The sequence below is a fragment of the Pseudomonas sp. AC463 genome (assembly GCF_979253585.1).
Genome location: NZ_CEEDDZ010000008.1, coordinates 124,814 through 145,382, shown reverse-complemented (window position 1 = coordinate 145,382; position 20,569 = coordinate 124,814). Strand labels below are relative to the sequence as shown.

Genomic DNA, 20,569 nt, shown 5'->3' with positions numbered 1-20,569 from the left:
ATGAACCGTTCCTGGATCCTTCTGGCACTGTTGAGCTGCAACGTCGCAATGGCCGACAGCGACAACAACGCAACTATCAGTAACTCGGGCAAACAGTACAACGGCGTGGTCACCGTCAACCAGGCCGCCGGTGACCAGCAACAGTTGAGCAATAACGTCGCCATCGCCGTGGGCCATAACGCCCAGGCGAACATCAATGTCACCCAGCGCATCAGCGGCGCGCCCGCCGACCGCTCCCTGAACGCCAAAGCGGCCATCCAGGGCAACTCATTCAGCAATGGCAACGGTGTACTGAGCATCAACCAGTCCGCCGGGGCCCAGAACCAATCAATCAATGCCGTGCGAATCAGCATCAACGCTGGGCCGCAGAGCATCGATGACAGTGTCATGTCGCAACAGAACGTTGCGCTTGCAACAGACTCAGGGCCGACCCCTACCACTGGCAGCCGCCAGGTCGTTACCAGCGACCAGGCCTTCACCGGCAGCCGTGGAGTGGTACAGGTCACCCAGAGCGCCGGGGTGGGGAACCGAGTGGCTAACACCCTGAACTTACGACTCAACTGATGGAGCTGGGTCGATAGCTAGACCGTACCGACACTTAACCAACTAAATAGAAGCAAGGAGAAACACCATGAAACCTACAACGGCTCTCAAACCACTGGCTTTCGCTCTCGCTGCGCTCATGGCTGTTGCTGCTCAAGCTGGTAGCGGCGGCGGTGGTGGCGGTAGCGGCTACCCAACCCCAACCCCGACCCCTGCGCCGACTACTGCCAGCGCTACGTCTAACGACGGTCAAAGCAACCATGGCAACGTGGTGCTCAATGACAAAACCAAAAACAACGCTTCGGCTAACGAGTCGTACAACAACATCAGCGGCATTGCCAACGGCAACGTGCTGAGCGGCGACAACAACCAAGGCAAGAACGACGTGGTTGTACAGTCTGCCGATGCTGATTTCGTGTTCGCTACCGTGAACTCCGCGCAGCAGAACTACGGCAACCTGGTGATCAACAGCGGCACCAAAAACAACGCCTCGCTCAACGACAGCGGCAACCACGCGTCGGGCATCATCCAGCTGAACGCCGCCGCGGGCACCTCCAACCAAGGCAGCAACAGCACTGTGATCCAGGCTAACAAAGATGGCTCCGGCGGCGCCGCAACCGTCAACGGCGTGCAGGACGTGTCCGGCAACCTGACCCTCAACCTGAGCAGCGGCCATGGCTGGAACACCAAGCCTGTGACCAACAACGCCAGCGTAAACAACTCGATGAACTTCAGCTCCGGGGTGTCGAACTCCAACGTGCTGTCGGGTAGCAACAACCAAGGTCAGAACAACGTAGTCGTGCAATCCACCACTCGCTTCTGATCCTGACAGGGCCTTGGCAACAAGGCCCTTTTTTCATTCCAGTGTCCAACAGGTCATACGATCATGCGCCTCGTTGCCGCCTTCCTTCTGCTAGCACTCACCGGCCCGACCTGGGCAGGGCAAATGGCCGTGGTCATGCCCAATGGTGGGTTGATCTACAAGAAGGTCGAAAGCATCCGCGAACGCAAGTTCTCCAACCTAGTGGAACAGAAAACCGATTTCAGCTGTGGCGCCGCCGCACTGGCCACCATCCTGCGCCAAGCGTATTGGATGGATGTGGATGAAGAACACGTGATCAAAGGCATGCTGGTCAACGCCGACCAGGATCTGGTGCGCACCCAGGGCTTCTCGATGCTCGACATGAAGCGCTACCTGGAAAGCATCGGCATGCGGGCCAAGGGTTATCGGATTACGCAGGAAGTACTGATCACCGTCAAAGTACCCGTTGTGGTGCTGTTGGAGATCCGCGGCTACAAGCACTTCGTGGTGTTGCAGCGCGCCGACAAGGACTGGGTCTATATCGGCGACCCCGTGCTGGGCCACAAGCGCTACACAAAGGACGATTTCATCAAGGGCTGGAACGGCATTGTGTTTGCCGTATTGGGTGAAGGCTACGACAAGACCAACGCCCTGCTCTCCCCGCCCACGCCGTTGACCGCCAAGAACCAGCTGAACGAGTTCAGCCCGGTGCGTGACAGCGAACTGATGGACTTCGGTTTCATCCAGAGCGACTTCTTCTAGAAGCGCAATAAGGAGCAGGACGCTCCAGGAGCAGATGATGAACACTTACCGTTGGCTGACGGTCATGTGCCTGGCAGCCTCAATGCCCGCTTACGCGTCATCGGCCTTCAAGCCTGTAGAACTCAAGGATTCGGAAATGGCCGATCTGCGCGGGCGCTTTGTGATGCCTGGGCGAATCATCAGTTTCGGCATTGTCATGAGCAGCACCTGGACCAACTCCGCCGGCGCCTCCGTCACAGGCAGCGCCAACATGACCATCGACAAAACCACCGTCACCCCGCAGTTTTACGTAACGATCACCGGTAACGACGGGAACGGCAGCATCAACCAACCCACCGGCACCGGCACCGTCGTAGGCGGTAACGGCCTGGGCACCGGCCAAGGCGTGACCCAAAGCGTGCGCGCCGCCGGTGACGGCAATACGGCCAACAACGCAGTCGACATCAACGTGACCAAAAACGGCCTGGCCCCGGCCAACTACGCGCAGTCAGGGCAGGCGCTGGTCGCCGGCCAGCCGATTACCGGCAGCACGGCCGCAGGCCAAGTCACCGTCTCGGCCAAGAATGGCGGGCTGCAAATGTCGCTTCTGGCCAATAACAACCAAGGCAATGTCGTGCAGCAAATCGGCGGCGGCAATGTGCTGCAAGGCACGGTTATCCAGGGCAACAGCAACCTCATCAACAACCTGACGCAGCTCAACGTGGTGATGGGCAATAACGGCCTGAACAACATCACGCAGAACCTCAACCTCGACCAACTCAAAGGCCTACGCACTATCGGTTATTGAACTACGCTGAGCCACGACACTTACGTATTAAAAAAGGGACGGCTTACTTCATGCATCGATCTTTATCGTTACGTGCCGTAGTTTGTTTAAGTACGCTCCTGCCTGCGACCATGCTGTATGCCGCGCCGGACGCCGATATTGAAACGCTCAAACGCGAACTCCTGGAGCTCAAGCAACGCTACGAAGTGCAACAAAAGGCACTGGCGGTATTGGAACAACGGGTACGCCAGGTCGAAGACCAACCGGCAACGCCGGCGCCCAAGCGCCTCGCCAAGTCCCCTGCCGACTTCAACAAAGGCACCACCGTGGCCGGCGCGCCGGGTGTGGGCGCCGCAGCAGCGTCAGGCGGTGCCGGCGGCGGCAGCTCCTATGGGCAAAGCCTCAAGGATGATTCGGCCCCGGCGCAAAGCGTCAGCAACTTGTACAACGAGGCCAGCGGCTTTTTCGGCGATGGCAAGTTCAGTTTTGAAACCGGCATTACCTATGCCCGTTATGACGCACGCCAGTTGACCCTCAACGGTTTTCTCGCGCTGGATTCGATCTTCCTCGGCAATATCAACCTCGACCGGATCAAGGCGGATAACTGGACCCTGGACCTCACCGGTCGCTACAACCTGGATAACCGCTGGCAGTTCGATATAAACGTGCCGGTGGTGTACCGCGAGTCCACTTACCAGTCGGGCGGCGCCAACAACAGCGGCACCACCACCTCGGAAGCCTCGGTGACCCGCGACCCGACCATCGGCGACGTCAACTTCGGCGTGGCGTACAAATTCCTCGACGAAACCGACACCCTGCCCGATGCCGTGGTATCGGTACGGGTCAAGGCCCCGACCGGCAAAGAACCCTACGGCATCAAGCTGATCGGCTCACCGAACAACGACAACCTGTTCGTGCCGGAAAGCCTGCCCACGGGTAACGGCGTCTGGTCGGTCACCCCGGGCATTTCCCTGGTCAAGACCTTCGACCCTGCCGTGCTGTTCGGCTCGTTGTCTTACACCCACAACTTCGAAGACTCATTCGACGACATCAGCTCCAACGCCAACCAGAAAGTCGGCGGCAAGGTCAGCCTCGGCGACAGCTTCCAGGTCGGCGTCGGCGTAGCCTTCGCCCTCAACGAGAAAATGAGTATGTCGTTCTCGGTGTCCGACCTGATACAGCGCAAGAGCAAGCTCAAGCCGGATGGCGGCGACTGGCAATCGGTGGTCTCCAGCGATGGCAACGCCGGGTATTTCAACGTGGGCATGACGATTGCGGCATCCGAGAACCTGACCATCGTGCCGAACCTGGCGATCGGTATGACGGATGACGCGCCGGACTTTACGTTCAGCCTGAAATTCCCGTACTACTTTTGATTAAGCAGTGACCATGTGACGAGAGAGCAAGCTCCTTCGCCACAACACGCCCAGTTGCAACCCAAAAGGAAAAGCCCCGCAACGATAAGGGTCGTTGCGGGGCTTTTCGGTTTACCCGCCCTAGCGGATCTGGTGTTTGTGCAGCAACCGGTAGAACGTCGGCCGGGAAACCCCCAGCACGCGGGCCGCGACACTCAGGTTATCGCTGTGCCGGTTGAGCACATCGCACAACGCCTGGCGCTCGGCGCGGTGCTTATAGTCTTCCAGTGTAGCCATGGGTTGCGAAATTGCCTGTTCGACCTGCAATCCCAGATCAACGGCCTCGATCTGACGCCCTTCGGCAAGCACCAGGCCTCGGCGCACCCGGTTGGCCAACTCGCGCACATTGCCCGGCCACGGGTGTTGCCCCATGGCGCCCAGGGCCTCTTCGCTGAAGCTGCGCGGGCGTCGGCCGGTTTCCTGGCTGTAGAAGCGTGAAAAATGGTTGGCCAGCATCGCCACGTCACCATGGCGTTCGCGCAAGGGTGCGGTCGCCACTTGCAGGACATTGAGCCGGTAATACAGATCCTCACGGAATGTGCCCTTCTGCACCGCAGCCTCAAGGTCGACGTGCGTTGCCGCCAATACGCGCACATCCACCGGAATCGGCTGGCTACCGCCGACCCGCTCGATCTGTTTCTCCTGAAGAAAACGCAGCAGGTTGGCCTGCAGTTCCATCGGCAAATCGCCGATTTCATCCAGGAACAGCGTGCCGCCATTGGCCGCCTCGATACGCCCGACCTTGCGCTGATGCGCCCCGGTGAACGCGCCCTTCTCATGGCCGAACAATTCGGATTGAATCAAGTGCTCCGGGATCGCCCCGCAATTGATCGCCACAAATGGCTTGGCATGCCGCTGGGATTGGCGATGCAGGGTCTTGGCCACCAGCTCTTTGCCGGTGCCGCTGTCGCCGCGAATCAATACCGGGGATTCGGTCGGCGCCAACTTGGATAACAATTTACGCAGCTCACGGATCGGTCGACTGTCCCCCAGCAGCTCGTGCTCGGGCTCGTCGACTTGCGTGTAGCCCTTGCCGCGCAAGCGCGCCATACCGAATGCACGGCCGAGGGTGACCTGCACGCGGGCGACGTCGAAGGGCAAGGTGTGGAAATCGAAGAACCATTCACAGACAAAATCACCGACGTTCTGCAGGCGCAGTACGTCCTGGCTAAGCACCGCGATCCACTCGGTGCCGCTGCGACCGATCAGTTCCTTGACCGCTTCGGGGCGTTCAAGGTGAAACGGCTGCAAGCGCAGCAGGCCCACGTCGCAGGTGCGTTCACCCACGGTCTCCAGGGCGCAGCTGTCTACCTCCCACCCAGCGGTGCGCAAGCCGGGCAATAGCCCATGGCAGTCGTCACAGGGATCGACCACAAGCAAACGACGCTGCACGGGTGTAACAATCATGACTATTCCTTGGCGTCAAAATTGTTAAATTTATTAATAAACAACGGTTTGTGACGCCTGGCGCTAACACTAGCAAGGTCTTGACGCGGCGCTTGTACCGTTTCGCTATAAGTGCGGGCAAAAAGCCACTTCTCCGCATTTTCGGCAAAAAAGTTGCGCCCCGTGGAAACTTTCATTCAGCTTTCAAAACAGCCGCTTACATGACTTTAATCAGGGAAAGTTAAAATATTTCGCACTAACATGTGACCCGTACCCGGTCATCGTGCATCAGTACAAGTAACCCGCCGCATGGTCAGCCCAACCACCGGCACTCACTTGAATGGGCAATGAGAGAGAAGACCCACATGAACGCCCCGCTCCGCATCAACGAAGCTCTTTTGATCGCAGACCGTGCTTTCCAGCCCTTTCAGTGCGTGGCCTGGCACGATGGCAATGGCGCCCTCAGCCTGAGCGTCATCGACCGCACCAATACCCGCATCGGCAGCAAACAACTGTCGTCGAGTGCCTATACCGACCCGGCGCAGTTGGAAGACTTGCTGTTGCAAGCCCGCGCCGAACTCGATAAAGATGGCCACCAGTTGCAATCCTGGGTAATGCCGAAATAAACCCACGCGCAAACTTCCGATCACTGTAAACAGTGTTCGGAAGTTAAGCGTCAGCGTTTATCGTGCTGCGAGAATAAAGCGTTCGATTGCTTCTGCCGCGCCGTCGTCAACATTGCTGCCGGTAACCACAGTAGCCTGACGTTTCACGGCTTCTTCGGCCTGGCCCATGGCAATCGACAAACCCGCCACATGAAACATCGCCGGGTCATTGCCGCCATCGCCGATGGCCGCCGTCTGCTCCATGGGCACGCCAAGGTGCGCGGCGATGGTCTTCAACGCCTCGCCCTTGTTGGCCAACATGGCCGTCACATCCAGATACACCGGTTGCGAACGCGACACATGAGCCAGCCCCTGCACCTTGGGCTGCAACTGCGCTTCCAGCTCCACCAGCAACTGCGTGTTGTTACTGGCAGCGACGATCTTGTCGACCCGGTCCAGGTACGGCTCAAAACTCTCCACCACGACTGGCCCGTAGCCCAGGCCATCGGCCTCACGCTGCACCATCGGCCCTGGCGGGTCGCGGCGCAGCCAGTCGCCGTCGGCAAACACCCACACTTCCACGTCCGGCTCGGTCGAGAACAGCGCCAGGGTCACCAGCGCCGCTTCTGCCGGCAGATGATGCGCGACCAGAATGCTGCCATCCGGGTTGATCACCGTGCCGCCATTGAAGCCGGCCACCGGCACATCGATACCAAATGTCTCGATCAGCTGCAGCATGGCCTTGGGCGGCCGCCCGCTGGCCAGGCTGAAAAACACTCCGGCGTCGCGCAAGGCGCGAACCGCGTCGGCCGTGCGCTGGCTGAGGCGGTGATCCGGGTGCAGCAAGGTGCCGTCCACGTCACTGAGGATAAAACGGATGGGATGAATCGCGGCATCACTCATCCGAGGCTATGCCAGGTACGGCCGTCGCGGGCCAGCAGCGCATCCGCCGCCGCCGGGCCGTCTTCACCCGCCTTGTAGGCCTGGATCCCATCGTCTTCCTTCCACGCATCCAGGAACGGCTGCACGGCACGCCAGCCGTTCTCGATATTGTCGGCACGCTGGAACAAGGTCTGGTCGCCGGTCATACAGTCGTAGATCAGCGTTTCGTAGCCGGTCGACGGTTGCATCTCGAAGAAGTCCTTGTAGGCGAAACCCAGCTGGATGTTGGCCATGTCCAGGGTCGGCCCGGGCTTTTTCGCCAGCAGGTCGAACCACATGCCTTCGTTCGGCTGGATCTGGATCTTCAGGTAGGTGGGCTTGAGTTCATCGACTTCAGTGTCGCGGAACTGCGCATACGGCGCCGGCTTGAAGCAGATCACGATTTCAGTGTCGCGAACGCTCATGCGTTTGCCCGTACGCAGGTAGAACGGCACACCGACCCAGCGCCAGTTATCGATCATCACTTTAAGTGCGACGAAGGTTTCGGTGCTGCTGTCGGGCGCGACGTTGGCCTCGTCCCGATAACCCGGCAGTTGCTTGCCGCCAATTTCACCGGCGGTGTACTGGCCACGCACCGAGTTGGCCCGCGCGTCTTCCAGGGACCAGGGGCGTACCGCGCCGATCACCTTGGCCTTCTCACCACGCACCGCGTCAGCCCCAAAAGCGGCTGGCGGCTCCATGGCCACCATCGCCAGCAGCTGGAACAGGTGGTTAGGCACCATGTCGCGCAGAGTACCGGTTTTTTCGAAGAAGTTACCCCGGGTTTCCACACCGACGGTTTCGGCGGCGGTGATTTGCACGTGATCGATGTAGTGGTTGTTCCAGAACGCTTCGAACAGCACGTTGGAGAAACGGCTGATCAGGATGTTCTGCACCGTTTCCTTGCCCAGGTAATGGTCGATGCGATAGATCTGCTTCTCGCTCATCACCTTGAGCAGGCTGGCGTTCAGCGCTTCGGCGGTGGCCAGGTCGGAGCCGAAGGGCTTTTCGATCACCACACGACGGAAACTGTCGTCGGTTTCCGTCAACAGGCCGGCGCTGCCCAGGCGCTGCACCACGTCACTGAAGAAGCGTGGTGCAGTGGCCAGGTAGAACACCGCATTGCCGGTGCCGCTGTCGGCGATCTTTTTGCCGATGTCGGCGTAGGTGCTGTCGTCGAGGAAATCACCCTCGACGTAGCTGATGCCCTTGGCCAATTGCGCCCACAAGGCCGGGTCCAACGCGTTGTCCGCATTGCCCTTGACCTTGCTCGCCGCTTCGGTGCGAATGAAGTCTTCTAGTTTCTTGGCGAAATCGGCGTCGCTGATGGCGTTGTGATCAACGCCAACAATGCGCAAGCCGTCGCCCAGCAATCCATCCCGACTGAGGTTGTACAGCGCCGGCATCAGCAGGCGCTTGACCAGGTCGCCATGGGCGCCAAACAGAAACAATGTGGTGGGTGGAGCGGGTTCGGCCTTGGTTTTTTTGCCGTTGGCGGTCATTTTTTGGAAGTCTCCACGTGGCCACCGAAGCCAAAGCGCATGGCAGACAGCATCTTGTCACCATAAGTGCTCTGCTGGCGCGAGCGGAAGCGCGCGAACAACGAGGTGGACAGCACCGGCACGGGCACGGCTTGTTCCATGGCGGCTTCGATGGTCCAGCGGCCTTCGCCACTGTCGGCCACGGAGCCGGAGTAGCCGTCGAGCTTCGGGTCGGTCGCCAGGGCGTCGGCGGTCAGGTCCAGCAGCCAGGACGACACCACGCTGCCACGGCGCCAGACTTCGGCAATGTCGGCCACGTTGAGGTCGAAGCGCTGGTCTTCCGGCAGGTTTTCCGAGTTCTTGGTCTTGAGGATGTCAAAGCCTTCGGCAAACGCCTGCATCATCCCGTATTCGATGCCGTTATGGATCATCTTGACGAAGTGCCCGGAGCCCGCAGGACCGGCGTGGATGTAACCTTGCTCGGCACGCTTGTCAGCCGAGGCGGAGCGGTCCTTGGTGCGCGGGATGTTGCCCAGGCCCGGGGCCAGGCTGGCGAAGATCGGGTCCAGGCGCTGCACCGTTTCGGTGTCGCCACCGATCATCATGCAGTAACCACGCTCCAGGCCCCAGACGCCGCCGGACGTGCCGACGTCGACATAGTGCAGGCCCTTCTCTGCCAGGGCCTTGCCGCGACGCACGTCGTCCTTATAGTTGGTGTTGCCGCCGTCGATGATCACATCACCGTCTTCCAGCAGCTCGCTCAGTTCATTGATGGTGTTCTCCGTGGGGTCGCCTGCCGGCAGCATCACCCAGACGGCGCGGGGCTTTTGCAGCCCGGCGACCAGGGCTTTCAAGTCGGCAACGCCGGTGGCGCCCTCCTCGCTCAAGCCTTTGACAAATGCTTCGTTACGGTCGTAAACAACGGTGGTATGCCCATTGAGCATCAGGCGCCGTGCAATATTCCCGCCCATGCGGCCTAGTCCGATAATCCCCAGTTGCATGTGCTGATGCTCCTAACTACTAAATAAATGTGTGACATAGTTTATAGCGCAATGAGGCTAATGAGGGTTAGTCCAGAGCCGATCCGTGTAGTTTCATGACAAAAAGTTGCCATCGTTTCACCATCACGGCACAAAAAGTCACACGACCGCCAAAAATAAAAAAGTTCCATTGCTCGCAAAAAGAATTCAGAATTGCCCCGACTGCTGCCGAGAACCTCGACTCAAGCGTTCTGGCACACCGCGACACACCGGCTATTTGCGAGGTAAGCAATGAGCACTGCACAGATGACCCGTCCGCCACAGACCCTCTACGTCACTATCCGTCGCGACGAATTGCGCCAGTTGAAAGACGAGCGCGAACAGCTGCAGCAGGAAGTCATGCGCCTGCGCTCGCACATCATTCAAGCCCAGCTGGACCAGCCCTCCGGCGCACAGCCCGCGCTCTGCTGAGCTCTGCAAACGCTTTGTAAGATATCACCTACAAAAATCTCACAAAGTTTTCACATGCCCCTCCCGATACTCCCGCCCGAAGGGCCGCCCCACACCGGCGGCCTCTGTTGCGTGCAGCCCTGCGCGTCGACTGAAGAACTATCGGGTTGGAGCGCTGGATGGCAATGTTCAAACGCAGCATCAAGTCTGCGAAAGGCTTTGATTGGGCCGGTCTTGGCTGGCTATTCGTGTTTTTCTGGTACTTCTCGGGTATCACCCAACTGCTGATCCAGCTCAGCGGCACCTCCGGCTTCAGTGGGTTTCGCCAAGCCTTCTTCATGAGCGCGATCTGGCTCGCGCCTCTTCTGGTATTCCCGCGTCGTACACGTTTGCTCGCTGCCATTATCGGCGTGGTGCTGTGGGCCTGTTCCATGGCCAGCCTGGGTTATTTTTTCGTCTACCAGCAGGAATTTTCCCAAAGCGTCATCTTCATCATGTTCGAATCGAACATCTCTGAAGCCGGCGAATACCTCACACAATATTTCGCCTGGTGGATCGTGCTGGCGTTCATTGCCCACACCGCCGTCGCAATCTTCCTGTGGACTCGCGTGCGCCCGGTCTACCTGCCACGTGGCCAGGCGCTGGTAGCGGCGACGGCGATCCTGGTGGCCATCATCGGCTACCCGCTGGTCAAGCAGATCGCCCGCAGCGACACCCTGGAAGATGCCATCGACCGCTTTGAAGCCCGCATCGAACCGGCCGTGCCGTGGCAGATGATCGTCGGCTACCACCGCTACACCCAGCAGCTGGACAACATGCAAGGCATGCTCGACAGCGCCAGCCAGATCCCGCCCTTGACCAACCTCAAGGACAGCATGGCCGGCCAGCCCTCGACCCTGGTGCTGGTGATCGGCGAATCCACCAACCGCCAGCGCATGAGCCTCTACGGTTACCCGCGCAACACCACGCCGGAACTGGACAAACTGCGCGACCAACTGGCGGTGTTCGACAACGTCATCACCCCGCGCCCCTATACCATCGAGGCGCTGCAACAGGTGCTGACGTTCGCCGATGAGGAGAACCCCGATCTGTACCTGAAGACGCCGTCGATTGTCAGTGTGATGAAACAGGCCGGCTACAAGACCTACTGGATCACCAACCAGCAGACCATGACCAAGCGCAACACCATGCTCACGACCTTTTCCGAACAGGCCGACGAGCAGGTGTACCTGAACAACAACCGCAACCAGAATGCCCGCCAATATGACGGCGATGTGCTTGAGCCGTTCACCAAGGCGCTGGCCGATCCGGCCGAGCGCAAATTTATTGTGGTGCACCTGCTCGGTACCCACATGAGCTACCAGTACCGCTACCCACCGACGTTCGACAAGTTTACCGATCGCCAAGGCGTGCCCGCCGGCATCAGCGACGACCAACTGCCGGTCTACAACAGCTACGACAATGCGGTGCTGTACAACGACTTCGTGGTGTCGAGCCTGATCAAGGACTACGCCAAGACCGATCCGAACGGCTTCCTGCTGTACCTGTCGGACCACGGCGAGGACGTGTTCGACTCCGCCGGCCACGCCACACTGGGACGCAACGAAGGCAAACCGACGGCGCCGATGTACACCATTCCGTTCATGGCCTATGCCTCGCCGAAATGGCGCGAAAGCCACGACTGGAGCTTCGCCGGCGACTTGCAACGGCCTTACAGCAGTTCGCAATTGATTCACACCTGGGCCGACATGGCCGGGCTGAGTTTCAATGAACTGGACCGTAGCAAAAGCCTGGTGAGCGATAGCTTCAAGCCGCGCCCGTTGATGATCGGCAACCCCTACGCGCGCCAGCAGAAGGCATTGATTGACTTCAGCATGATCAAGCCGAAAAAGGTCAACACGGCCGACGTGGTGCTTCAGGAAGCGCCGGGCTTGTAACAGAAAGATAACAATCATTCTCGTTTAAGCCTAAAGTTCCCCTTCTCCTTTCGTCTTTGAGCCATGGCCTTCCCTTTCCGGGGTGGCCACAAAGACGACAAGGAGTCTTCCGCGATGTTTGCGCCTTTTACCCGATGCATGACCTTCACCTGTGGCCTCTTCAGCCTGGCATTGAGCCCGCAACTGCTGGCCGAAACCGACCGCGAACACCTCCCGGCCAAACCCTTCGAGCTCGGCGCCACCAGTATCACGGCCGAAGGCCTGGGCACCACCACCGAGCACACTGGCGCCTACACCACGGGCGCGATGAGCACCGCCACGCGCCTGAACCTGTCCGTCAAGGAAACCCCGCAATCGATCTCGGTGATCACCCGCCAGCAGATGGATGATTTCAACCTCAACACCTTGACCGACGTGCTGCGCCAGACCACCGGGGTCAACGTTCAGCACAACGATTCCGACCGCGTGTCCTATTCCTCACGTGGCTATGGCATCAACAACTTCCAGATCGACGGGATGCTCAATACGTTTGGCTACATGAAGTCCGACGCCGACACCATCATCTATGACCGCATCGAGGTGGTACGCGGCGCTACGGGTCTGACCACTGGCGCGGGCGACCCGTCGGCGACCATCAACATGGTGCGCAAGCGCCCTACTGCCCAATGGCAGGCCAAAACCGGTCTCAGTGGTGGCAGCCACGACAACTATTACAGTTATGTAGACGTGGGCGGCCCGCTGGCCTTCGATGGCAGGTTGCGCGGGCGCACCGTACTGGCCTACCGCGACAGCAAATCCTTCCGTGACCACTATGCCCTGCAGCGCGCAGTTGGCTACGGCATTCTCGAAGGCGACCTGTCGGACGACACCGTGCTCGCCGTCGGTTTCGATTACCAGAACAAGCAGGTACAAGGCACCTCATGGGGCACCGTGCCGTACTGGAACAGCCAGGGCGGCAAGGCCGGGCTGTCGCGCTCCACCAATATGGCGGCGCACTGGAGTTCCTGGCCGCTGACCGACAAGACCGCCTTCGCCACGCTCGATCACCGACTGGCCGGCGACTGGCACCTGAAAGCCGCCTACACCCATCGGCAAAGCGACACCGATGGCAAGGTGTACTACGGCGGTGAAGGTTTCCCCAATGCAGACCGCAGCGGTATGTATGCGTGGTCCAGCCACATGCGCGGCACCTCCAGAATGGAAGCGGTCGACCTCAACCTGGGCGGCAGCTATGCACTGCTGGGTCGCGAACACGCACTGATGATGGGCTATGGCGAGGCGACGCAACGGGATGTTTCGCCGTTTATGCGCAGAGGCCAGACGCCCGACGACTATGACGTGATCGATGACTGGAAATACATGGGCGGGATCGGCAAGTTCCCCGACACGGTCACCGGCCTCAAGGGTGAACACAGCAGCAAACAGCAAAAGGCCGGCTACCTGGCCACGCGCCTGAGCCTGACCGAGCGTTTGCACGCCGTATTGGGCAGCCGCTATGGCAGCTGGGAGTTAAAAAGCGCGGCGCCGGAATATTACGACAACGACCAGTTGAAGGCCGAAGGCAAGACCTCACAGACCCACAATGACATGTGGACCCCTTACGCCGGGCTGCTTTATGACGTGACGCCGCAGTACACGGTTTACGCGAGCTACACCGATATCTTCAAGCCCCAAAGCCTGCGCGATGCCAACAAGAAGTACCTGGAACCGGTGGTGGGCAGCAACTATGAAGTGGGCCTCAAGGGCAGCCTGTTGCAGGAGCGCTTGAACCTGGCGGCGGCGTATTTCTGGAGCACCCAGGACAACGTCGCCGAACTGGACGATTCGGTGGAACCGAACCGAACCACTGGCGAGGAGTACTACAAGTCGAGTGGCAAAGGTAACAAGGTCAACGGCTTCGAATTGGAAGTCGCCGGTGAAGTCATGCCCGATTGGAACCTGACGGCAGGCTACACCTACACCCACTCGGTCAATGGCTCGGACAAACGCAACAACACCGGGCAGCCTTTGAACCTGCTGAAAATGTCCAGCGCCTACCGGCTGCCGGGTGCCTGGCGCAAGCTGACGGTCGGCGGCGCCGTGAACTGGCAGAGCGAAATCTATGACTTCGGCAATCGGCCGACGGGCGCGACGGATAGCCAAGGCGACTTGATCACCACCCGCGCAAAGATTAGCCAACAGGCCTACACCGTGGTCAACCTGATGTCTCGGTATCAATTCGACGAGCAGCTTTCAGCCTCGCTCAATATCAATAACCTATTTGATAAAAAATATTACGAACGCGTCGGCTTTTATAATGGTGTTTATTGGGGCGACCCACGCGCCGTCACGCTTGCACTGGATTGGCGGCTTTAAGCACCTATCCCAAAGTTAACAAAAGCGTTAAGTTTCCATCAGAGTTGAGTTAATTCCCACTTAATAAAATCGCTCCATAGTTCCCCCCATCATCTGATCAAGGAGCGACCGGATACCGATTATTCTTAATGGGAACACTGCCATGAAACTCTCCACCGTACTGCTTGCCAGCCTGATGACACTGACCTCCGCCGCCGCTTTCGCAGAAGGCGGCTCGGAGCGTTCAAAAGAATTCTACAAGAGCTTCGCCTTCGAACAGAACCAGCTCCACGGCACTAACGAACGTATCGCAGCCGCCGACGGCAAAGATGTTAAACCGGTAACGGCAGAACAAACCACTGCCGAGCAACAACCGAAAGGCTGATTTACCCGCACTACCCTCTGCCATTGTGCTCCTATGGCTAAGGTTAACTTGGCGCCATTTAATGGCGCCTTTTTTTTGCCCGTTAGTTATTAAAGCGGTTTGCTCCAGAACAACATGCGCCCAAACTCCGGATCAAACTTGGAATCATCAAAACCAAACTTCCGGTAGGCCGACTGGGCCACCGCGTTGCCTTCGAGCACCTCCAGCGTGATCTTGCAGCAACCACGCTGCCGGGCAATTTCCTCGACCTTCTGCAGCATTTTCTGGCTCAGCCCCAGGCCACGAAACGACGCCATCACCACGACGTCATGCACGTTAACCAGAGGCCTGCAGGCAAAGGTGGAGAACCCCTCGAAGCAGTTCACCAGGCCCGCCGGCTCACCGCCGACAAAAGCCAGCACACTGAAGGCGTGGGGACGCTTGGCCAGTTCGGCCGGCAATTGCTCCAGGAGGTCGGCAGGCAGGCTATGGCCTCCCCCCATCGGGTCTTCGGCGTAATGGTTGAGCACACGACCAATCGCTTCGGCATGCACGGGGTTGGTGTAGCTGGCTTGCAACACCAGGATATCCGGGGTGTCCATTTCCTTCCTCGATCACGGCAACAAGGGAATCGGCTCCCTTTGAGGTGCACGATTGTAAGCGCGGAGCGGGCGCAGGATGAAGGAGATTAACTACAAATATCTGCGTGAAAACGCGAAAGTAATGCCGCGTTTTTAGCCGTAATAATCTCAGCCAAAGCGCTGCCGTTGCATCTCTTGCAACCGGCTCAGGGTGCGACGGAAAGGAAACTCCAGGTAACCCTCGGTGTACAGGCACTCCAGCCGCACCTGGGCCTCGATGTAAAGCGGCACCTTACGGTCGTAGCACTCGTCCACCAAGGCGATGAACCGCCGCACGCTGTCATCGTGCACTGACAACTGCGGCAGCTCACGATCACCGGCGACCACACGCTCGGCGCCGTCTTCGGTGCCGCGTGCAATCCGGCCCGGACGTTTCTGCGCGCTCAGGTTCGGCACCTCGCCCAGCAGGATGGCCGTGTAGCGATCGCACAACAGCATGAAATCCATCGCCGCCAGGGGCTGCTCGCACAGCTCGGCATAACGACACCACAGCACGCTGTCACTGGACTGCACCGCCGCAATGCAGCGGTGGCCGACCCTGACTGGCCCAGTGCTCACCCCCTGCCCCTGGGCCAACTGCCGGAACACGTTCGCCAGCGCCTGCGGCTGATTCACCCAATAGCGCTGAACACCCACACCTGGGTGCAGGCGATGGTCTTCACCTCCGTCTACCGCCACCACCTGCATATGCTGCTTGAGCGCAGCGATACCCGGTAGAAAGCGCTCACGGTTGAAGCCATCGGCATACAACTGGTCGGGCGGCTGGTTGGAGGTGCAGACCATCACCACGCCTTCCTCGAACATCACCTGGAACAGGCGGCCGAGGATGATCGCATCGCCAATGTCATTGACGAACAACTCGTCAAAACACAGCACGCGCACGTCCTGGCCGAGTTCGCGCGCCAGGGCCTGCAACGGGTCATGGGTACCGGTGAGCTGGAACAGGCGCTGATGCACCCAGCCCATGAAGTGATGAAAGTGCTGGCGCCGCGCCGGCACCCGCAGGCTCTGGTAGAACTGGTCCATCAACCAGGTTTTGCCCCGCCCCACCGGCCCCCACAGATAGACGCCGCTGATCGGCGAACGGCCCTGATGCAAGGCTTCATGGCAGGCCTGCAGGGCTGCCACCGCCTGGCGCTGGGCGGCGTCGGCGACAAACCCCTGCTGGGTGATGGCGTGTTGGTAGGCACTGAGGGGCGAGTCGAAAGTCATGCCTGCCAGTATGACCTACAGCGAAATATCCAGCCGCGAAATCTTGCCCTGCTCGTCCAGGCGAAAGGTGTAGCCGGCACAAGTGCCGCAGCCAGGCAGAGCCCCCTGTCAGAAAACGCCAGCAGCAAAAAGCCCCTTGACCGAATAAATTACCGCGATCATATTAAATACATGTTTCTAAACATGTAAGACACATCACTGCCTCAGGAGTCCTTGTATGCGCAATAAAGTCTTTGGCCGCCGTAGCGGTCTGCAGGTATCTGAACTGGCGCTTGGCACCGGTAATTTCGGTACGGGTTGGGGCCATGGCGCCGAGCGCGATGAGGCCAAGGCGATTTTCGATGGCTACCTCGAAGCCGGCGGCAACTTCCTCGATACCGCCAACGGCTACCAGTTCGGCCAGGCCGAAAAACTGCTGGGGGAATTTATTGCCGCCGAGCGCGACAACCTGGTCGTCGCCACCAAGTACACCCTGCGCACCCAACCGTCCGATGAAGGCACGATCAAGCTGGGTAACAACCGCAAGAACCTGGTGCGCGCCGTCGAAGAAAGCCTCAAGCGCTTGAACACCGAGCGAATCGACCTGCTCTGGGCGCACATGAGCGACAACGTCACGCCCATGGAAGAGATCCTGCGCGGCTTCGACGACCTGGTCCGCGCCGGCAAGATCCACTACGCCGGGCTCTCCAACTTCCCCGCCTGGCGCATTGCCCGCGCCGACTTGCTGGCCGAAGTACGCAACTTCGCACCGATCATCGGTATCCAGGTGGAATACAGCCTGGCCGAACGTACCGCCGACCGCGAACTGCTGCCGATGGCCGAAGCGCTGGGCTTGGGCGCTACGTTGTGGTCGCCTCTGGGCGGCGGCTTCCTGACCGGCAAGTACCGCGAAACCCAAGGCGACAACCGCGCCAACAAGATGGGCATTCTGGTGCACGCCGAGAAGAGCGCGCGTGAAACCGCAGTACTCGACACCCTGCTGGCGGTTGCCGCCGAGCTGGACGCCAGCCCCACCCACGTCGCCATCGCCTGGCTGCGAGAAAAGGCGCGCCGCTCCACCACGGCGCTGATCCCGATCCTCGGCTCGCGCACCCGCGCGCAGCTGGACGCCACCCTCGGCGCCTTGCACGTGCAGCTGTCGGCCGAGCAAGTGACCCGCCTCGACACCGCCAGCGCCATCCCACTGGGCGTGCCCCACGGAATCATCGCTGAGCGTTTCCCCATCGACAACGGCGCCGACACCCCTCGACCACCGGTTATCTGAAGCAAAAAAAAACGGCCTGAACAGGCCGTTTTTTTAATCGTGAAACTTACGCAAGGCTCTTGCTGACCACCTCAAACACATCACTCGACAGCTCGCCGGAGCCGCGAATGCGCTCCAGCTCCGCCTTCATCAGCGCCTGACGGGCGCTGTCGTATTTACGCCAGCGGGTCAGCGACGCCAATTGACGCGAAGCGATCTGCGGGTTGAAGCCGTTCAGCTGGATGACCAGGTCCGCCAGGAAACGATAGCCCGAACCATCCGCCGCATGGAAGTTGATCAGGTTCTGCCCGGCAAATGCGCCAATCAGCGCGCGCACCTTGTTCGGGTTCTTGATAGTGAACGCCGAATGCTCCATCAGCGCCTTGACCCGCGCCAGGCCGCCCGGCAAGGTGCTGCCGGCCTGCACGCTGAACCACTGGTCCATGACCAATGGGTTGTCCTTGAAGTTCTCGGCAAACACCGCCAGCGCCTGGGCCTTCTCTGCCTCGAACGGCGAATTCACCAGCACCGCCAGCGCGGTCAGGCGCTCGGTCATGTTGTCGCTGGTGTCGAACTGATCCAGGGTGGCCGCCAGTACTTCCGCTTTGCCGCTGAGCATCAGGTACGACAGCGCAATGTTCTGCAAGGCGCGCCGGGCGAAGTGCTCGGCTGCAGCCACATATGGCGTCTGCTTGGACAGTTCGCGATTGGCCTGGTAACGCAGCCACAAGCCTTCGAACAGGTTGTCGGCCAGTTGCTTGCGGGCAAATTCACGCGCCGCGTGGATCGCGTCTACGTCCGCCACTTCGCTGATTTCGGTCAGGTAGGCTTCGCTCGGCAGCGACAGCATCTCGGCAACCATCGCCTGGTCGAGGCTTTCGTCGCTCAATACCGTGCGCAGCGCGTCGATCAGACGCTGGTCCAGCTTCAACGGCTGGCCCGCCTGATGCTGGCCGATCAGCTCCTGCAACACCTGCACCGACAGTTGCTGGCCGGCATCCCAGCGGTTGAAGCCGTCGCTGTCGTGCTGCATCAGGAACATCAGTTGGTCGCGGTTGTACGGGAAGCTCAGTTTCACCGGCGCCGAGAAGCCCCGCAGCAAGGACGGCAGCGGTTGTTCGGCGATATCAACGAAGGTGAACGTCTGCTCGGCTTCAGTCACCGAGATCACCCGGGACGTAGCGCCCGCAGCCGCTTCACCGGCCAGGCGCAAGGCAATGCCGGCGCCCTGCGCGTCCAGCAAACCCAACTCCACCGGAATCACGAACGGCAGTTTTTCGACCTTGTCCGGGGTCTCCGGGCAGCTCTGGCGGAAGGTCAGGCTGTAGGTTTTGGCTGCGGCGTCGTAGGACTCACTCACCGCCAGGCGTGGCGTACCGGCCTGGCTGTACCAGCGCTTGAACTGGCTGAGGTCGGCGCCGTTGGCGTCTTCCATGGCCTTGATGAAATCGTCGCAGGTCACGGCCTGGCCGTCATGGCGTTCGAAATACAGGTCGCTGCCTTTGCGGAAGCCTGCGGCGCCGAGCAAGGTGTGGATCATACCGACCACTTCCGAGCCCTTTTCGTACACGGTGAGGGTGTAGAAGTTGGAGATCTCGATAAAGCTGTCCGGGCGCACGGCGTGAGCCATCGGGCCGGCGTCTTCGGCGAACTGGTGGGTCCGCAGGTAGGCCACGTCCTGGATGCGCTTGACCGTGGCCGAGTTCATGTCGGCAGAGAAGCCCGAATCGCGGAATACGGTGAAACCTTCCTTGAGCGACAGCTGGAACCAGTCGCGGCAGGTCACGCGGTTGCCCGACCAGTTGTGGAAGTATTCGTGGGCGACGATTGCCTCAACCCGCTGGTGCGCGGCATCGGTGGCAGTTTCAGCGCGGGCCAGCACGGCGCTGGAGTTGAAGATATTGAGGCCCTTGTTCTCCATGGCGCCCATGTTGAAGTCGTTCACCGCGACGATCATGAAGATGTCGAGGTCGTACTCGCGGCCGTAGGTTTCTTCGTCCCAGCGCATGGATTTTTTCAGGCTGGTCATGGCGTGCTGGCACTTGTCGATGTTTTCCGGCTCGACGTAGATGCGCAGCGCCACTTCACGCTGGGTCATGGTGGTGAAGCTGTCTTCGACGCACCACAAATCACCGGCCACCAACGCAAACAGATAAGCCGGTTTCTTGAACGGGTCTTCCCAGGTCGCCCAGTGGCGGCCGTCTTCACCTGGGCCGCTGGCGATCGGGTTGCCGTTGGAGAGCAGCACCGGGTAACTGTGTTGCTCGGCGATCACCGTGGTGGTGAAGGTGCTCATCACGTCCGGGCGGTCGAGATAGTAAGTGATCTTGCGGAAACCCTCGGCCTCGCACTGGGTGCAGAACATGCCGCTGGATTTGTACAGGCCTTCCAGGGCGGTGTTGGTTTCCGGGTGGATGCGCACGCTGGTATCGACCGTGAACGTCTCGCTGGTCGGGTGCAGGGTCAGGTGGCTGTCGGTCAGCTGGTAGTCAGCCTCGGTCAGCTCCTTGTCGCCCAGGTTGACGGTCAGCAGCTCCAACTGCTGGCCATCCAGCACCAGCGGCGGCAAGCCGGCGCCGCGCTCGGGGTTGCGGCGCATCACCAGCTGCGCGTGAACCAGGCTGTGGTCCTCGAACAACTCGAAGGTCAGGTGGGTTTCCTCGATCAGGTAGTCCGGCGCCTGATAGTCCTTCAGGTAAATCATCTTCGGTTGTTCGGTGCGCATGG

19 protein-coding genes are annotated in these 20,569 nt (G+C 59.9%); 11 read left to right on the top strand and 8 right to left on the bottom strand.

Going from position 1 to position 20,569, the window contains the following annotated elements:
* The 5 genes from AC0IYH_RS12375 (at nucleotide 1) to AC0IYH_RS12355 (ending at nucleotide 4,249) form a co-directional block, all read left to right on the top strand.
* Nucleotides 1–564 carry an adhesin gene (locus AC0IYH_RS12375; RefSeq protein ID WP_116629938.1) on the top strand — a complete coding sequence of 188 codons (564 nt, stop codon included), beginning with the start codon at nucleotides 1–3 and terminating at the stop codon, nucleotides 562–564.
* 67 nt (nucleotides 565–631) lie between these two features.
* A complete protein-coding gene (locus AC0IYH_RS12370; RefSeq protein WP_471834553.1) occupies nucleotides 632–1,366 on the top strand; it encodes a heme utilization protein in 735 nt (244 codons plus the stop codon).
* Nucleotides 1,367–1,429: 63 nt separating this feature from the next.
* A complete protein-coding gene (locus AC0IYH_RS12365; protein WP_116629940.1) occupies nucleotides 1,430–2,107 on the top strand; it encodes a C39 family peptidase in 678 nt (225 codons plus the stop codon).
* 37 nt (nucleotides 2,108–2,144) lie between these two features.
* Entirely contained in the window at nucleotides 2,145–2,894 is a 750-nt protein-coding gene (locus AC0IYH_RS12360) for a hypothetical protein (protein WP_122773873.1), read from the top strand.
* 50 nt (nucleotides 2,895–2,944) lie between these two features.
* Entirely contained in the window at nucleotides 2,945–4,249 is a 1,305-nt protein-coding gene (locus tag AC0IYH_RS12355; RefSeq protein WP_122773872.1) for a transporter, read from the top strand.
* A 120-nt stretch (nucleotides 4,250–4,369) separates the two neighbouring features.
* Here AC0IYH_RS12355 and AC0IYH_RS12350 read toward each other — a convergent pair whose 3' ends face one another.
* Together AC0IYH_RS12350 and AC0IYH_RS12345 are read right to left on the bottom strand one after the other, a co-directional pair.
* Nucleotides 4,370–5,695, bottom strand: a complete 1,326-nt coding sequence (locus AC0IYH_RS12350) for a sigma-54 dependent transcriptional regulator (protein WP_471834551.1) — start codon at nucleotides 5,693–5,695, stop codon at nucleotides 4,370–4,372.
* Nucleotides 5,696–5,697: 2 nt separating this feature from the next.
* Complete coding sequence (locus tag AC0IYH_RS12345; protein WP_163821449.1) at nucleotides 5,698–5,871, bottom strand: hypothetical protein; 174 nt, start codon at nucleotides 5,869–5,871, stop codon at nucleotides 5,698–5,700.
* 168 nt (nucleotides 5,872–6,039) lie between these two features.
* On the opposite strand from AC0IYH_RS12345, the gene AC0IYH_RS12340 reads away from it, so the two are divergent.
* Nucleotides 6,040–6,300 carry a hypothetical protein gene (locus AC0IYH_RS12340; RefSeq protein WP_116629944.1) on the top strand — a complete coding sequence of 87 codons (261 nt, stop codon included), beginning with the start codon at nucleotides 6,040–6,042 and terminating at the stop codon, nucleotides 6,298–6,300.
* Between the two features lie 57 nt (nucleotides 6,301–6,357).
* On the opposite strand, the gene AC0IYH_RS12335 is transcribed toward AC0IYH_RS12340, so the two are convergent.
* The 3 genes from AC0IYH_RS12335 to gnd are packed head-to-tail and all read right to left on the bottom strand — an operon-like array spanning nucleotide 6,358 to nucleotide 9,682.
* Entirely contained in the window at nucleotides 6,358–7,182 is an 825-nt protein-coding gene (locus AC0IYH_RS12335; protein ID WP_471834549.1) for an HAD family hydrolase, read from the bottom strand.
* Nucleotides 7,179–8,702: a glucose-6-phosphate dehydrogenase gene (gene zwf, locus AC0IYH_RS12330; protein ID WP_116629946.1), complete on the bottom strand. Its 1,524-nt coding sequence runs from the start codon at nucleotides 8,700–8,702 to the stop codon at nucleotides 7,179–7,181. Before zwf ends, AC0IYH_RS12335 begins: the two co-directional genes overlap by 4 nt.
* Nucleotides 8,699–9,682: a phosphogluconate dehydrogenase (NAD(+)-dependent, decarboxylating) gene (gene gnd / locus AC0IYH_RS12325; RefSeq protein WP_116629947.1), complete on the bottom strand. Its 984-nt coding sequence runs from the start codon at nucleotides 9,680–9,682 to the stop codon at nucleotides 8,699–8,701. The genes zwf and gnd overlap by 4 nt, the downstream gene beginning before the upstream one ends.
* 270 nt (nucleotides 9,683–9,952) lie before the next feature.
* On the opposite strand from gnd, the gene AC0IYH_RS12320 reads away from it, so the two are divergent.
* The 4 genes from AC0IYH_RS12320 to AC0IYH_RS12305 all read left to right on the top strand — a co-directional run bounded on the left by AC0IYH_RS12320 (nucleotide 9,953) and on the right by AC0IYH_RS12305 (nucleotide 14,767).
* Nucleotides 9,953–10,132: a DUF6026 family protein gene (locus AC0IYH_RS12320; RefSeq protein WP_163821447.1), complete on the top strand. Its 180-nt coding sequence runs from the start codon at nucleotides 9,953–9,955 to the stop codon at nucleotides 10,130–10,132.
* 158 nt (nucleotides 10,133–10,290) lie between these two features.
* Nucleotides 10,291–12,048 carry a phosphoethanolamine transferase CptA gene (locus AC0IYH_RS12315; protein ID WP_471834547.1) on the top strand — a complete coding sequence of 586 codons (1,758 nt, stop codon included), beginning with the start codon at nucleotides 10,291–10,293 and terminating at the stop codon, nucleotides 12,046–12,048.
* Nucleotides 12,049–12,162: 114 nt separating this feature from the next.
* The gene (locus tag AC0IYH_RS12310; RefSeq protein ID WP_471834545.1) at nucleotides 12,163–14,403 is read left to right on the top strand and encodes a TonB-dependent siderophore receptor; all 2,241 of its coding nucleotides are present in this window, start codon (nucleotides 12,163–12,165) and stop codon (nucleotides 14,401–14,403) included.
* Nucleotides 14,404–14,545: 142 nt separating this feature from the next.
* Nucleotides 14,546–14,767, top strand: coding sequence for a hypothetical protein (locus tag AC0IYH_RS12305; RefSeq protein ID WP_471834543.1), 222 nt, complete (start codon nucleotides 14,546–14,548; stop codon nucleotides 14,765–14,767).
* Between the two features lie 89 nt (nucleotides 14,768–14,856).
* On the opposite strand, the gene AC0IYH_RS12300 is transcribed toward AC0IYH_RS12305, so the two are convergent.
* Entirely contained in the window at nucleotides 14,857–15,348 is a 492-nt protein-coding gene (locus AC0IYH_RS12300) for a GNAT family N-acetyltransferase (protein ID WP_116629951.1), read from the bottom strand.
* Nucleotides 15,349–15,495: 147 nt separating this feature from the next.
* Nucleotides 15,496–16,599, bottom strand: coding sequence for a cell division protein ZapE (gene zapE / locus AC0IYH_RS12295; RefSeq protein WP_471834541.1), 1,104 nt, complete (start codon nucleotides 16,597–16,599; stop codon nucleotides 15,496–15,498).
* A gap of 217 nt (nucleotides 16,600–16,816) precedes the next feature.
* On the opposite strand from zapE, the gene AC0IYH_RS12290 reads away from it, so the two are divergent.
* Nucleotides 16,817–17,863, top strand: coding sequence for an aldo/keto reductase (locus AC0IYH_RS12290; RefSeq protein ID WP_471834540.1), 1,047 nt, complete (start codon nucleotides 16,817–16,819; stop codon nucleotides 17,861–17,863).
* Nucleotides 17,864–17,909: 46 nt separating this feature from the next.
* Here the strand turns inward: AC0IYH_RS12290 and pepN are convergent, their stop codons facing one another.
* Complete coding sequence (pepN, locus tag AC0IYH_RS12285) at nucleotides 17,910–20,567, bottom strand: aminopeptidase N (protein ID WP_471834538.1); 2,658 nt, start codon at nucleotides 20,565–20,567, stop codon at nucleotides 17,910–17,912.
* Between the last annotated feature and the right edge of the window lie 2 nt (nucleotides 20,568–20,569).